Raw genomic sequence first — 13,963 nt, 5'->3', positions numbered from 1 at the left:
CGCGCCCGCGCGCGCCGGCCGGCACGCCCCGAGAAAGGGATGGCTCCCGTGGCCTACTTCGTCAGACGCTTCCTGTTCTTCCTCGGCACCCTGTGGGCCGCCGTCACGCTGAACTTCCTGATCCCGCGGCTGCAGCCCGGCGACCCGGCCGAGGCCATCGTGTCGCGGCTGGCCGGGCAGAGCGAGAGCATCGACCCGGCCCAGGTGCAGGCGATCCGCGTCATGCTCGGCACCCCGGACGGCAACCTCTTCGACCAGTACGTCCAGTACCTCGGGGCGGTGCTGCACGGCGACTTCGGCATCTCGTACACGTACTTCCCGTACAGCGTGACCCACATGATCGGGCAGGCGCTGCCGTGGACGGTGATCCTGGTCGGCGTCACGCAGATCATCTCGTTCGTCGTCGGCACCCTGCTCGGCACCTGGGCCGCGTACCGCCGCAACAGCCGCGTCGACTCGGTCATCACGCTGGGCTCGACGTTCCTCGGCACGCTGCCGTTCTTCTGGCTCGCCCTGCTGCTCGTCTACGTCTTCGCCATCACGCTGCGCTGGTTCCCTGAGCGCGGCGGCTACGGCGGCGGCAGCTCGCCCGGATGGAACTGGCTGTTCATCTCCGACGCCTTCCAGCACAGCGTGCTGCCGGCGGTGGCGCTGCTGATCACCGGGCCGATCGGCTGGATCATCGGCATGCGCAACAACATGGTGCAGAGCCTCGGCGAGGACCACACCCGCCTCGCGGTCGCCCGCGGACTGCCCCGGCGCCGCGTCGCCATCACCTACGGCGCGCGCATCGCGATCCTGCCCAACGTCACCGGCTTCGCCATCGCGCTCGGCGGCATCCTCGGCGGCACCGTCCTCGTCGAGACGGTCTTCAACTACCCCGGCATGGGCCGGCTGCTGCTGGAGTCGGTGTCCAGCCGGGACTACCCCCTGATGCAGGCCATCTTCCTGTTCACCACGATCGGCGTGCTCGTGGCGAACTTCCTGGCCGATCTGCTCTACGGGTTCCTCGACCCCCGGGTGCGAAAGGTGGAGTCGGTATGACCATCGGTCACGACGGGCGGGGTGAGGACGCGTGAGCACACCGGCCCCCGCCGTACCCGCGCCCGGCGCGGACACCGAGGGTGTGCAGGCCGCCGCCACCGCGGTGGCCCGCGGCACCCGGCTGCCCGGCTGGTTCGTCATCCTCTGGCGCAACCGCAAGTGCCGCATCGGCATCCTGATGCTCGCGGCGTTCGTCCTCGTCGCGGTGTTCGCGCCGCTGATCGCCCCGTACGACCCGCGCGACGACGCGTTCCCGACCTCGCTGGGCCCCACCGCCGACCACTGGCTGGGCACCACGGCGCAGGGCGAGGACGTCTTCTCCCAACTGGTCGTCGGCGCCCGCACCTCGCTGGTCGTCGGCCTCGCGGCCGGCGTCCTCTCCACCCTCATCGGCCTGGTCGTCGGCCTCACGGCGGGGTTCGTGGGCGGCTGGGTCGACGAGGTGCTGTCGTTCCTCATCAACCTCGGCCTCGTCGTGCCGGCGCTGCCGCTCATGGTGACGCTCGCCGCGTACGCCCCGGTCCGCGGGCTCTGGCTGATCATCATCGTCATCAGCGTGACCGGCTGGGCGTACGGCGCCCGGATCAAGCGCTCGCAGATCATCACCCTGCGCACCCGGGACTACATCACGGCCGCCCGGTTCGCCGGCGACCGCACGGCCCGGATCATCGCCCGCGAGATCGTGCCGAACATGACCTCGCTCATCGTGGTCGGGTTCATGGGCGCGGCGCTCGGCGCCATCGGCGGCGAGGCGGGCCTGGCGTTCCTCGGGCTCGGCGACCCGCTGACCGTCAGCTGGGGGACGATGCTCAACCAGGCGAGCCTCGGCGGCGCGATGCTCACCGGCCAGTGGGCCTGGCTCATCGCCCCCGGCCTGGCGCTCTCCCTGCTCATCACCTCCTTCACGCTCATCAACTTCGGCATCGACGCGCTGAGCAACCCCCACCTGCGGGAGGACTGACATGGCTCTGCTCGAGGTGGACCACCTCTCGGTCACCTACACCCCCCGCGACCAGCCGGCGAACCGGGCCGTGCACGACGTGTCGTTCCACATCTCCGAGGGCGAGTTCGTGGGACTGCTCGGCGAGTCCGGCTGCGGCAAGTCGACGCTCGGCAACGCGGTGCTGCGGCTGCTCTCACCGCCGGCGCGCATCACCGGCGGTCGGGTCACCTTCGACGGCGTCGACCTGACCACCGCCGACGAGGAGAAGCTGCGCGAGCTGCGCTGGGTGGACCTGTCCACCGTGTTCCAGAGCAGCATGAACTCGCTCAACCCGGTGATCCGGGTGCACGCCCAGTTCGCCGACACGTTCGCCGCGCACAAGGTGCCCGGCGACGTCACCGAACGCGCCACCGAACTGCTCGAACTGGTCGCCCTGGACCGGCGGGTGCTGCGGGCGTACCCGCACGAGCTGTCCGGCGGCATGAAACAGCGGGTGGCCCTCGCGCTCGCCCTCGCCCTGCGCCCCAAGCTCGTGCTGCTCGACGAACCCACCACGGGGCTGGACGTGGTGGTCCAGCGGGGCATCCTCACCCGCCTCGCCGAGCTGCGCCGCGAGCTGGGCTTCGCGGTGCTGTTCATCAGCCACGACCTGGGCACCGTGCTGGAGATGGCCGACCGCGTCATGGTCATGTACGGCGGCGAGATCGTCGAGGACCGCCGCGCCGCCGACATGCTCCGCGAGCCCCGGCACCCGTACAGCCGTGGTCTGCTCGGGTCGTACGCCGACCCGCGCCTGCCCGACGTCCGGGTCAGCTACATCCCCGGCCGGCCGCCGGACCTGTCCCGGCCGCACACCGGCTGCCTCTTCGCCGCCCGCTGCCCGCACGTGGAGGACGCCTGCCGGACGACGCACCCGGACCTGCTGCCCGACCGGCACGGGCTGGTCCGCTGCCTGGTCGCCCAGTCCGACCGGCTGCCGGTGGTGACGCTCGGCAGCGCCGACGCCGCCACCACCCTGGGCAGCCACTTCCCGGCCACGGGCACCCTCGACCGGCCGGCCGACGCGGCCGAGGCCGCCCCCGTGCTCACGGTCACGGGGGTGAGCAAGCGCTACACCACCCGGCGGGGGCTGCGGACCAGCAGCGTCGAGGCGGTCCGCGACGTGTCCTTCGCGTTGCGCCCCGGCGTCGTGACGGCCCTCGTCGGGCAGAGCGGCAGCGGCAAGTCCACCCTCGCCCGGATCGTCACGGCGGTGGAACGCCCGACCAGCGGCGAGGTCCGGTTCACCGGCGACGACGGCACCGACGTGCGGGTGGACCGGCTGCGGGGCGCGGCCCTGCGCGACTACCGCCGCCACGTGCAGATGGTGTTCCAGGACCCGTTCAGCGCGCTGAACCCGACCCGCACCGTCGCGTACGCGCTGTCCCGGCCGCTGGCCAACTTCGCCGGCCTGCGCGGGGCGGCCGCCCGCGAGCGCGCCGCGCAGCTGCTGGAGAGCGTCGGACTCGCCCCGGCCGGCCAGTTCCTCGACAAGCTGCCGCACCAGCTCTCCGGCGGTCAGCGGCAGCGGGTCGTGACCGCGCGGGCCCTCGCGCCCGACCCGCGGGTGCTCATCGCCGACGAACCGATCTCCATGCTGGACGTGTCGATCCGCGCCGAGATCCTCGAACTGCTCGGCGACCTGGTCCGCGACCGCCGGCTGGCGATGCTCTACATCACCCACGACCTGCTCAGCGCCCGGCTGCTGGCCGACGAGGTGCTGGTGCTCAACCAGGGCGTGCTGGTCGAGCGCGGCCCCACGCGGGAGGTGATCGGGGCGGCCCGCGACGAGTACACGAGGCTGCTGCTCGACTCGATCCCGAACCCGTTCGCGAAGGCGGCCGCCGGTTAGGTCACGCCGCCGACCGGGTGTCACGAAGGGGCCCCCGCGCCACCCGAGGCGTCCGCGGGGGCCCCTTCGCTCACGCGAGCCAGGCGGTGGCCGGCGCTCTCACGCGAGCCAGGTCTGTCGCGCGCGCTCTCACGCGAGCCACGCGGTGGCGCGCGCCGGCAGCTTCTCCTCCGTCGCCGGGGCGCTGGCCAGCAGCAGCCGCCGGCCGTACGGGCGCCAGTCCACCGGCGCGTCCCCGAAGTTGACCAGGCAGGTCGGGCCGTGCTGCCCCCGGCGGAAGGCCAGGCAGTCGGCGGGCGCGTCCCGCCAGGTCAGCTCCTCCGGCCGGCCCCGCCACCACGCGCCGCGCAGCGCCAGCGCGGCCCGGGTCACCGCCAGCGGGGAGGCCGGGTCGTCGCTCTGCCGGGCCACCGACCGCGCGCCCCAGCCGGCGGGTTGCGGCAGCCACGGGGTCGCGCCGTCCGGGCCGAAGCCGTACGGCGCCGGGCCGTCGGTCCACGGCAGCGGCACGCGGGCGCCGTCGCGGCCCCGGTCGGCGCCGCCGGAGCGCCGGAACACCGGGTCGCGGATCTCCTCGTCGGCGAGCGCCACCTCGGGCAGGCCGAGTTCGTCCCCCGCGTACAGGTAGACCGCGCCGGGCAACGCCAGCATCAGGAGCAGCACCGCCCGGGCGCCGTCGGGCCCCCACCGGTCGGCGGCGCGGCGCACGTCGTGGCTGCCGTGCACCCAGGTGGGCAGCCGCCCGTGCCGTCCCGTGGCGGCCAGCAGCGCGTCGACGCCCTCCCGCCACGGCTGTGCGCGCAGCGGCCAGTAGAGCGGGTCCATGGCGAACGCCTGCCCCAGCTCGTCGGGGCGCAGGTAGGGCGCGAGCACGTCCGGCCCGCCCCAGGTCTCCGCCACCCCGAGCCGGTCGCCCGGGTACGACGCCAGCACCCGCGCCCAGCGGCGGTAGATCTCGTGCACCTCGTCCCGGTCGCTGTACGGCGCCGGGTCGCCCGGCCGCCACCCGTCGGGCAGGTCCGGGTACGCGGGGTCCTTCGACAGCGAGCCGGCGGCGTCGAAGCGCACCCCGTCCACGCCCCGGTCCAGCCAGAACCGCAGCGTCGCGAGGGCGTCGGCGGCCACCTCCGGGTGCTCGTGCCGCAGGTCGGGCTGCTCGCGGTCGAACAGGTGCAGGTACCACTCGCCGTCGCCGAACGGCGTCCACGCCGGGCCGCCGAAGATGGACGGCCAGTTGGTCGGCGGGGTGGCGCCGTCGGGGCCGCGTCCGGGCCGGACGTGGAACCGGGCGCGCTCGGGCGCGCCGGGGCCGGCCGCGCGGGCGGCCACGAACCAGGGGTGCGCCGACGAGACGTGGTTGAGCACCAGGTCGACGACCACCCGCAGGCCCAGCCGGTGCGCGTCGGCGATCACGCCGTCGGCGTCGGCGAGGGTGCCCAGCCGGGGGTCGACGTCGCGGTGGTCGGTGACGTCGTAGCCGGCGTCGTGGTCGGGGCTGGGGTAGAACGGGGTGATCCACAGCGCGTCGACGCCGAGGGAGGCCAGGTAGGGCAGGCGCCCGCGCAGGCCGGGCAGGTCGCCCAGGCCGTCGCCGTCGCCGTCGGCGAACGAGCGGACGTACGCCTCGTAGGTGACGGCCTCGCGCCACCAGGGTGCGGTCATCGCGGGGTCAGCTCCAGCAGGGACAGCGACGGCATGGGCAGGGTCAGCGTCAGGGCCAGCCGGCCGTCGTCGGGTGTGACGGTCCGCGGGGACGCCGCGTCGGCGAGCGTGTCGGCGGCGCGCAGCGCGGCCCACTGCTCCCCGGTGGGCCAGCCGTCGACGCCGAGCCGGCGGGCCGTCGCGGCCAGGTTGGACGTCTCGTCGTCCAGCCGCCGGTGCCGCAGCGTGTACGCCCCGCCGGGCAGGCCGCCCAGCCGCAGCCGTACGTCCCGGCCGAGCCGGCGGCGCTGCGCGGGCCGGTCCAGCACCCCCTGGTCGAGCGTGCCGTTCCACACCACCACGGCCACCCGCCCCGTCTCCGGGTCGACCGACGGCCAGGCCCGCACGAGGGTGCCGGCGCCGTCCCCGGCCAGGCGGGCGGGCAGCCGGAGCGGGCCGAGCCGCTCCAGCATCCACAGTGCCCAGAACCGGGGCTTGGCCAGGTTGCCGACCGACAGCAGCCCGAACCCGCCGTGCAGCAGCGCGGGTGGACGGCCCAGCTCCTCGAAGTGGTCGCTCGCCACCCAGCAGGCCAGCGCGTCGACCCGGCCGGCCGCCTCCTGCATGCCGGTGGCCACGAACGCGGCCGAGAGCACCGAGTCGTTGACCGGGGCGAAGTGGGTGGGGGAGGGGCCCCACTCGGTCCAGAGCAGCGGGGTGCCGGCGCGCCCGTGCCGGGCCAACGCGGGGCGCAGGTCCAGCGGCGGGCTGCCGTACACGTGGGTGGAGAGGAAGTCCAGCGGCGCGCCCGAGGCGTCGACGTGGTCGAGGAACGGCTCGATCCACCTGGTGGCCGCGGTCGCCGGCCCGCCGACGGGCAGTTCGGGGCAGGCCGCGCGGACCGCGCGGGCGGTCACGTCGTACATCCGCAGGTACTCCTCGCGGGTGCCGGTCCAGAAGCACTCCAGGTCCGGCTCGTTCCACACCTCGACGGCCCAGCGCCGCAGCTCCGCGTCCCCGACCCGGGCCCGCAGGTGCCGGATCAGGTCACCGACCAGCGCCGCCCACCGGTCCCAGTCCTTCGGCGGGCTGGACACCCCGGCGGCGGTGACCTCACGGGACGGGTCGCGGGCCAGCGCCCGGGGCACGAACGACAGCTCCAGCACCGGCCGCAGGCCGGTGGGGGCGAGCGCGTCCAGCACGGCGTCGACGCCCGCGAAGTCGTGCACCGGTTGGCCGTCCACCTCCCGGTAGACCCCCAGGTCGTCGCCGAGGATGCCGTGTGCGCGCACCCGCCGTACGCCCAGCTCGCGGTGCACCCGCCCCAACGCGGCCGCCAGCCCGGCGCCCATCGGTTCGCCGCCGACGCGGTCGGTGCTGAGCAGCAGGCTGAGGTGTTCGGAGCCGACGGTGTCCCGCCACGGCCGGTGCACCAGCCCGGCCGGGCGGGACACGTCCACGTCGACCTCGACGCGCGCGTCACCGTCGGCCCGTGCGGCCACCGGCACGGACGCCGTCCCCAGCGGGCCGTCCCCGGGCCGGTCCGGGTCGTGCACCGGGCGCACGGCGTACCGCACGGTCCGTCCGGGCTCGACGGTGGTGTCGGCGTACGGCGGGCCGGGCACCGCGAGCAGGTCCCCGCCCCGGTGGTCGACCACCTGGAACGGGCCGTCGCCGTCGGCGCGGTGCACCAGGTAGCCGGCGGCGCCCGGCACGGGGTCCCAGTCGACGTCGACCTGGCCCCGCCCGGGGCGTACCCGGACACCCCCGGCCGTCCCGGCGGGGGCGTCCGCCGGGGCGCCGGAGGCCGTCGCGCGGGGTGCGGGCGTGGCGGTCACGGCCTCAGCTCCCGGCGACCTCGACGAGGACGGCGCCCGGCTGCGGCAGGTGCAGCTCCACCACGGCGGCCCCGCCCTCGGTGCCGGTCTCGACCTTCTCCGCCGTCAGCGAGTCGACGGCGCGCAGCGCGTCCCACTGTTCGCCCACCGGCCAGTCGCCGATGCCGAGCCGCTCGGCGAGGGTGGTGATGTCGCCGTGCTCGCGGTCGAGGCGGGTCACGGTGACGGTCCGGCCGGCCGGGCCGTCCACGGCGAGGCGGATCCGCCGGGCGAGCGCCGGGTCACCGTCCCGCTTGGACTGGTCGAGGGTGTGCGCCCAGACCAGGACGGCCAGGGTGCCGTCGGCGCGCCGGCTCGCCCAGGTCTGGACGAGGCCGCCGGCGCCGTCGCCGGACGCGCGCACGGGCAGCTCGGTCTCGCCGAGCTGGCTGAGCATCCGCAGCGCGTGGTAGCGCGGCTTGGCGATCCCGCCGACGGTGATCAGGCCGAAGCCGCCGTGCAGCAGCCGCGGCGGGCGGCCCAGCTCCTCGAAGTGGTCGCTCGCCACCCAGTACGACAGGGCGTCGACCCGCCCGGCGGCCGAGCGCATGCCGCTCAGCAGGAAGGTCGCGGCGGACGTGCCGTCGTTGACGGGGTGGAAGTGGGTCGGGGTGACGCCCCACTCGGTCCAGAGGATCCGCGCGTCCGGGAAGCCGAGCCGGGCGAGGGTGGGACGCAGGTCCAGCGGCGGACTGCCGTACGTGTGGGTGGAGACGAAGTCCACCGGCGCGCCGGAGCGGCGGGCGTGGGACAGCAGCGCGTCGACCCAGCCGGCGGCGGCCGACGACGGCCCGCCGACCGGGATCCGGGGATCGACGTCCTTCACGGCGCGGGCGGTGACGTCGTAGAGCCGCATCCACTCGTCGCGGGTGCCCGACCAGAACACCTCGAGGTTGGCCTCGTTCCACACCTCGAAGTCCCAGGTCAGGACCTCCTCGCCGTACCGCTCCAGCAGGTGGGCGACGAGGGCGCGGACGAGGGCCGCCCAGCGGTCCCAGTCCTTGGGCGGCGAGATGACGCCCCGGTACTCGAAGACCGTCCGCTGCGGGTCGCTGGCCAGGTCGCGGGGCATGAAACCGATCTCGACGACCGGCCGTAGCCCGGTCGAGAGCAGCAGGTCGTAGACCCGGTCGACGCCGGTGAAGTCGAGGACGGGCTCGCCGTCCACCTCCCGGTAGACGCCCAGGTCGTCGTGGAGGATCGAGTGGGCCCGGACGGTGTCGACGCCGATCTCGTCGCGGACCCGGCGCAGCGCCGCGAGCAGTTCCACGCCGATCTCCCGGCCACCGGACGTGTCGGTGCAGAGCAGTTGGGACAGGCGCTCGCTGCCGATCATCGGCTGCCACGGACGGGCCAGGGGCGCGCCGGCGGCGGCCGCGTCGACGGTCAGGTCGACGGTGGGGACGGTGGCGGCGGCGGGCAGCGAGGCGCAGGTGACGGTGGCGCCGAGCGGCCCGGTCACGGTGACCTCGGGGACGGCCGCCACGGCGTACGCGTAGGGCTGCCCCGGCTCGCCGGTGGTGTCGACGTACCACGTGTCCGGCACGGCGAGGACGTCACCGCCGAGGTGGTCCACGGGGACCAGCTCGCCGTCGACGGCGCCGTCGCGCACCGGCGCGCGGTGCACGAGGTAGCCGACGGCACCGGGCACCGGCGCCCAGGAGAGGTGGACGTGGCCGACCCCGGGGACCGCGGTCAGCCCGTCCGGCGGCGCGAGGACGGGCGTGCCGTCCGTCGTGCCGTCCTCGTCGCTGCGCAGCGCGATCCGCGCCTCCCAGTCGGTCCGGGCGTCGGCCGGGTGGTGGTCGCTGGTGCTCGTCACCGGGGGCACCTCCTGGTGTGTCGGGTCATCCGGTCCGAGCACTGTAACCGGTTTCTGTCGCGGTCGCGCCCCCCGGTCCGCGACTTTTTCGACCGCCCTGATCGGCTCCGGTCACCCCGTACGCCGACGCCGGCCGCCGCCCCGGCAGCGATGATCCCTTCCGGACCGGCGCCCGTCGGGCGGCCGCACGTCAGTCCGGCAGGCGGGGCATCTCCGGCCCGGTGTCGCGGCCGAGCAGCACCGCCCGGGTGAGCGCGCTCGTGCCGAACCGGTCCCGCACGGCGTCCACGGCGGCGTCGAGGCGGGCGCCGGGATCGGGGGTGAACGGCAGCGTCAGCTGCACGTGGCTGTCGTCCAGGTTGGTCACGGCGACGCCGACGAGCGTGACGCCGCGCCGCCCGATCTCGGGCAGCGCGGCACGCAGCAGCGCCCGGGCGGTGTCGCGGACGAGCCGCGTGTCGTCGGTGGCCTTGCCGAGCGTGTGCGAGCGGGTCGCCCGGGTGTAGTCGGCGAAGCGCAGCCGCAGCACCACCGTCCGGCCGCTGCGTCCGGCCGCGCGCATCCGCCGCGTCACCCGGTCCACGAGGCCCGCGAGGATCGCGTCGAGGTCGGCCGGCGCGTGCGGCCCGCGGCCGAGCGCGTGCTGCGCCCCCATCGATCCCCGCCGGCGGCCCACCTGCACCGGGCGGGGATCGCGGTTGTGCGCGAGCGCGTGCAGGTGGCGGCCCGCGCCCGCGCCGAGCAGCGACACCAGGGCCGCCTCGCCGAGGCGGGCCACCTCGCCGACGGTGCGGATGCGCCGCTCCCGCAGCTTCGCCGCGGTGACCGGCCCGACGCCCCACAGCCGCTCCACCGGCAACGGGTGCAGGAACGCCAGTTCCGCCTCCGGCGGGACGACCAGCAGACCGTCCGGTTTCGCCACGCCGCTGGCGACCTTCGCGAGGAACTTCGTCCGCGCCACCCCCACGGTGATGGGCAGGCCGACCCGCTCGCGCACGGTGCGGCGCAGTCGCGCCGCGATGTCCTCCGGTGGCCCGGCAAGCCGGCGCAGGCCACCCACGTCGAGGAACGCCTCGTCGACCGAGAGCCCCTCGACCAGTGGCGTGGTCTCCCGGAAGATGTCGAACACGGCGCGGCTGGCCGCCGTGTACGCCGACATCCGCGGCGGCACCACGACCGCGTCCGGGCAGAGCCGGCGCGCCTGGCGCCCACCCATCGCGCTGCGTACGCCCCGGGCCTTCGCCTCGTAGCTGGCGGCGAGCACGACACCGCCACCGACGATCACGGGTCGGCCGCGCAGCCGAGGGTCGTCCCGTTGCTCGACCGAGGCGTAGAACGCGTCCAGGTCGGCGTGCAGGATGGTGGCCCCGGTCGACACGAACACATGTTCGCACGGCCGCCGCGATCGTGGCACTGACCTGCCGGAACGTCCGGCGGAGCGCGACCGGTCAGGCGACCCGCGGCGTGGGCGCGACGCGTGGCGCGGGCTCCCTGCGCGGCGCGGACTCCACGCGCGGCGCGGGCACGACGGGCGGCGCGTCGCGGTGCGCCGGCCCGCCGGCCGGGTCGCCGCCCGCCGCGACGGCGGGGCGTCGCACGACGCCGACCCGGGGGTCGGTGCGGTCGGGTGGGGTGGCGTCCGGCGGCGTGGCGGTCGGGTCGGCGGCCGTGACCGCGGCGAGCAGCGCCAGCAGTCGCGGCACGTCGCCCCGCGCCATCCGGAACGAGCCCCGGCAGACCGCGCCGCTCCACAGGGACAGGACCAGGGCCTCCCGGTCCGCGTGGTAGCTGACCCGCATCGTCCGGTCCCCGCCCCGGGTGTCGGCGAACAGGTCACCGAAGCCGGGGATCGGCAGCACCTCGCCCATGGCAACCAGAATGCAACACTCCGGTCACGATCGGCTAGGTCACAGTTGCCGGAACGGCTCCGCGTACGCGAACTCGCCCCGGATCGCCGGCGACCACGCGCTGAGCGGGCGGGCCATGAAGTAGCGCGGTCCCCACTCGGGGACGGGCGGGGTGACACCGTGGTCGACGGCGGGGCGGAAGCCGAACCGCGGGTAGTACTCGGGGTGGCCGAGCAGCACCACGAGCGCCTCGTCGCGGGCGTCGGCCGCGCCGAGCACCGCGTGCATGAGCGCCGAGCCCACCCCGCGGCGCTGCCACTGCGGCAGCACGCCGAGCGGGCCGAGCCCCAGCGCGACCGGCTCGCCCGCCACCCACCCCCGCGTGCACACCACGTGCCCCACCACCTGGCCGGCGGGGTCCGTGGCCACCAGCGACAGGGCGGGCAGCCAGGCCGGGTCGGCGCGCAGCGCGTCGACGAGGGTGGCCTCGACCGGTACGGCGGCGTCCGGCCGGGCGAAGGCGGCGGTGTGCACCGCGCGGACGGCGTCGACGTCGGCGGGGGTCTCGCGTCTGATCAGCACCGGCCCACGATAGGGGCGTCCCCGGATCCGGCGCCGACGATTTTTCCTCCGGCGTCCGGCTCAGGTCCGGGCGGTCGGCGAGGGTGGGGCGCTGCCGCCCTGCGGCGCCTCGCCGGTCATCAGGCGGACGATCTCGGCGCGGTCCGCGGCCGACGGCAGTCCCCATCCCGGACGGTAGCCGTACACCTCGTGCAGCGGGGTGGAGCCGGTACGGCCGTCGAGGATCTCCACGGCGTCGGTGTCGATGAGGCCGGGGTGCTCGACGCCGCACGCCTCGGCCACCTTCACGAGGTCGCGGCGCAGCGTCCGGACGTAGTTGGCCGCCCGTACCGACTTCCGCGCCGGGTCGAGGCCGCGGGCCAGCCACGCGTTCTGGGTGGCCACACCGGTGGGGCAGGTGTCGGTGTGGCACTTCTGCGCCTGGATGCACCCGACGGCGAGCATGGCCTCCCGGCCGACGTTCACCATGTCGCAGCCGAGCGCGAACGCGACCACGGCGTTGTCGGGCAGGCCGAGCTTGCCGGCGCCCACGAAGACCACCCGCTCGTGCAGACCCCGCTCGGCGAAGATCCGGTAGACCCGGGTGAAGCCCTGCTGGAAGGGGAGCGAGACCGAGTCGGTGAAGATCAGCGGGGCGGCGCCCGTGCCACCCTCGCCGCCGTCGACGGTCACGAAGTCCACGCCTCGCCCGGTGTCCCGCATGAGGTCGGCGAGTTCCTGCCAGAAGGTGAGGTCGCCGACCGCGGACTTGATGCCGACCGGCAGCCCGGTCTCGGCGGCGAGCAGTTCCACCCAGTCCAGCAGGCTGTCGCAGTCGGAGAACTCCGCGTGCCGCGACGGGCTGACGCAGTCCCGCCCCGCCGGGATGCCCCGGGTGGCGGCGATCTCCGCCGAGACCTTCGCGCCGGGCAGCAGGCCACCGAGGCTCGGCTTGGCGCCCTGGCTCAGCTTGATCTCCAGCGCCCGCACGGGCGCCGAGGCCACCAGCTCCTTGAGGCGGGCCAGGCTGAACCGGCCCCGCCCGTCCCGGCAGCCGAAGTACGCGGTGCCGATCTGGAACACCAGCTCACCGCCGTTGCGGTGGTACGGCGACAGTCCACCTTCCCCCGTGTTCTGGAGGCACCCGGCCAGCGCGGCGCCGCGGTTCAACGCCTCGACGGCGTTGCCGGACAGCGACCCGAAGCTCATGCCGGAGATGTTCACGACCGACTCGGGCCGGAAGGCGTGCGTCCGGCCGCGGGCGGCGCCCAGCACCTTGGCGCAGGGCAGCCGCACGTCGTGCCCGGCCTCGGGGGCCGACGGCGGGACGGCACGCCCGAAGGTGCGGTGCTTGATGATCGGGTACCCGGGGGTGTACTCGATGTCGTTGTCCGTGCCGAAGCCGAAGTAGTTGTTCTGCTGCTTCGCCGACGCGTACACCCAGCGGCGCTGGTCCCGGGTGAACGGGCGCTCCTCGTTGTTGCCGGCCACGATGTACTGGCGCAGCTCGGGCCCGATGGCCTCCAGCAGGTACCGCGCGCGGCCCACGACCGGGAAGGTGCGCAACAGCGCGTGGTCGCGCTGGACCAGGTCCCGCGCGGCGAGGGCCGCGACGGCGGCGGCCGCCGCGGGCAGGACTCGACGTGCCCATCTCATGCCCGGACTCTTTCCGGGATCACCGGCGGGCAAACGGCGTGGCGGCGGATCAGCCCTGGGGCGGGGTGATGTCGACCATCCACGGGATGCCGAAGCGGTCGGTGCACATGCCGAACTCGTCGCCCCACATCTGCTTCTCCAGCGGCATGGTCACGACACCGCCCTCGCTGAGCCGCTCCCAGTAGCGGCGCAGCTCGTCGGCGTCGTCCCCGCTGACGCTGACGCTGATGGTGGTGCCGGGCGTGTGCTCCATGCCGGGCGGCAGGTCGGACGCCATCAGCGTGAAGCCCCGGTCGGTCTCCAGCATGGCGTGCATGATCTGGTCGGCCGTGCCCGGCTCCGCGGCGCCGAACTCGCCGAACGTGCTCATCCGCAGCGAACCGCCGAAGACCTGCTGGTAGAACTCCATCGCCTCCCGGGCGTTGCCGGGGAAGTTCAGGTACGGGTTGAGTCGCGAAGCCACAGCACCCTCCTTGGTCGTGACCTGCGTCATCGTGGCAGACGAGGTGGCGGTGGACAACGAGGCGCGAGGGCGTTTCCCCTGTTCGGGGCGGCGGGGGGGTGTCCCTATGGGTTTCGTCAAGCAGCGACGGGGGCCGTCGGGCGTGGTTGGTAGGGGGTCTTGTGGCGGAGCATGGCGAATAGGACGTCGCAGCGGCGTCGGGCAAGGCAGATGAGGGC

The 13,963-nt window shown here is 74.9% G+C and carries 11 protein-coding genes; 3 read left to right on the top strand and 8 right to left on the bottom strand.

Annotated elements, in window-relative coordinates:
• The first annotated feature begins 48 nt into the window (after positions 1–48).
• From D7I43_RS15160 to D7I43_RS15150, 3 genes are read left to right on the top strand one after another with little or no spacing between them, the layout of a single operon-like run.
• Positions 49–1,044: an ABC transporter permease gene (locus tag D7I43_RS15160; protein WP_120329155.1), complete on the top strand. Its 996-nt coding sequence runs from the start codon at positions 49–51 to the stop codon at positions 1,042–1,044.
• A gap of 31 nt (positions 1,045–1,075) precedes the next feature.
• Positions 1,076–2,005 (top strand): ABC transporter permease, encoded by a 930-nt coding sequence (locus D7I43_RS15155; protein WP_120329154.1) that lies wholly within the window; start codon positions 1,076–1,078, stop codon positions 2,003–2,005.
• A 1-nt stretch (position 2,006) separates the two neighbouring features.
• Positions 2,007–3,878: an ABC transporter ATP-binding protein gene (locus D7I43_RS15150; protein ID WP_120329153.1), complete on the top strand. Its 1,872-nt coding sequence runs from the start codon at positions 2,007–2,009 to the stop codon at positions 3,876–3,878.
• 129 nt (positions 3,879–4,007) lie between these two features.
• On the opposite strand, the gene D7I43_RS15145 is transcribed toward D7I43_RS15150, so the two are convergent.
• The 8 genes from D7I43_RS15145 to D7I43_RS15110 all read right to left on the bottom strand — a co-directional run bounded on the left by D7I43_RS15145 (position 4,008) and on the right by D7I43_RS15110 (position 13,745).
• Positions 4,008–5,540 carry an alpha-amylase family glycosyl hydrolase gene (locus D7I43_RS15145; RefSeq protein WP_120329152.1) on the bottom strand — a complete coding sequence of 511 codons (1,533 nt, stop codon included), beginning with the start codon at positions 5,538–5,540 and terminating at the stop codon, positions 4,008–4,010.
• Positions 5,537–7,357 carry a GH39 family glycosyl hydrolase gene (locus D7I43_RS15140; RefSeq protein ID WP_120329151.1) on the bottom strand — a complete coding sequence of 607 codons (1,821 nt, stop codon included), beginning with the start codon at positions 7,355–7,357 and terminating at the stop codon, positions 5,537–5,539. Before D7I43_RS15140 ends, D7I43_RS15145 begins: the two co-directional genes overlap by 4 nt.
• 4 nt (positions 7,358–7,361) lie before the next feature.
• Positions 7,362–9,218 carry a GH39 family glycosyl hydrolase gene (locus tag D7I43_RS15135; protein ID WP_120329150.1) on the bottom strand — a complete coding sequence of 619 codons (1,857 nt, stop codon included), beginning with the start codon at positions 9,216–9,218 and terminating at the stop codon, positions 7,362–7,364.
• A gap of 190 nt (positions 9,219–9,408) precedes the next feature.
• Positions 9,409–10,596, bottom strand: a complete 1,188-nt coding sequence (gene dinB / locus D7I43_RS15130; RefSeq protein ID WP_120329325.1) for a DNA polymerase IV — start codon at positions 10,594–10,596, stop codon at positions 9,409–9,411.
• Positions 10,597–10,666: 70 nt separating this feature from the next.
• A complete protein-coding gene (locus D7I43_RS15125; protein ID WP_120329149.1) occupies positions 10,667–11,086 on the bottom strand; it encodes a hypothetical protein in 420 nt (139 codons plus the stop codon).
• A 39-nt stretch (positions 11,087–11,125) separates the two neighbouring features.
• Positions 11,126–11,647 (bottom strand): GNAT family N-acetyltransferase, encoded by a 522-nt coding sequence (locus tag D7I43_RS15120; protein ID WP_120329148.1) that lies wholly within the window; start codon positions 11,645–11,647, stop codon positions 11,126–11,128.
• Between the two features lie 60 nt (positions 11,648–11,707).
• On the bottom strand, positions 11,708–13,282 hold the full coding sequence (locus D7I43_RS15115; RefSeq protein ID WP_120329147.1) for an FMN-binding glutamate synthase family protein: 1,575 nt from the start codon (positions 13,280–13,282) through the stop codon (positions 11,708–11,710).
• 49 nt (positions 13,283–13,331) lie between these two features.
• Positions 13,332–13,745, bottom strand: coding sequence for a VOC family protein (locus tag D7I43_RS15110; RefSeq protein WP_120329146.1), 414 nt, complete (start codon positions 13,743–13,745; stop codon positions 13,332–13,334).
• Between the last annotated feature and the right edge of the window lie 218 nt (positions 13,746–13,963).

It is taken from the genome of Micromonospora globbae (assembly GCF_003610785.1).
GTDB lineage: Bacteria > Actinomycetota > Actinomycetes > Mycobacteriales > Micromonosporaceae > Micromonospora > Micromonospora globbae.
This window is presented reverse-complemented; position numbering and strand designations above follow the sequence as displayed.

Excerpts from the sequence above, each read along its gene's own strand:
- D7I43_RS15150 (WP_120329153.1), top strand. The coding sequence starts at position 2,007 with ATGGCTCTGCTCGAGGTGGACCACCTCTCGGTCACCTACACCCCCCGC.
- D7I43_RS15145 (WP_120329152.1), bottom strand. The coding sequence starts at position 5,540 with ATGACCGCACCCTGGTGGCGCGAGGCCGTCACCTACGAGGCGTACGTC.
- D7I43_RS15125 (WP_120329149.1), bottom strand. The coding sequence starts at position 11,086 with ATGGGCGAGGTGCTGCCGATCCCCGGCTTCGGTGACCTGTTCGCCGAC.
- D7I43_RS15115 (WP_120329147.1), bottom strand. The coding sequence starts at position 13,282 with ATGAGATGGGCACGTCGAGTCCTGCCCGCGGCGGCCGCCGCCGTCGCG.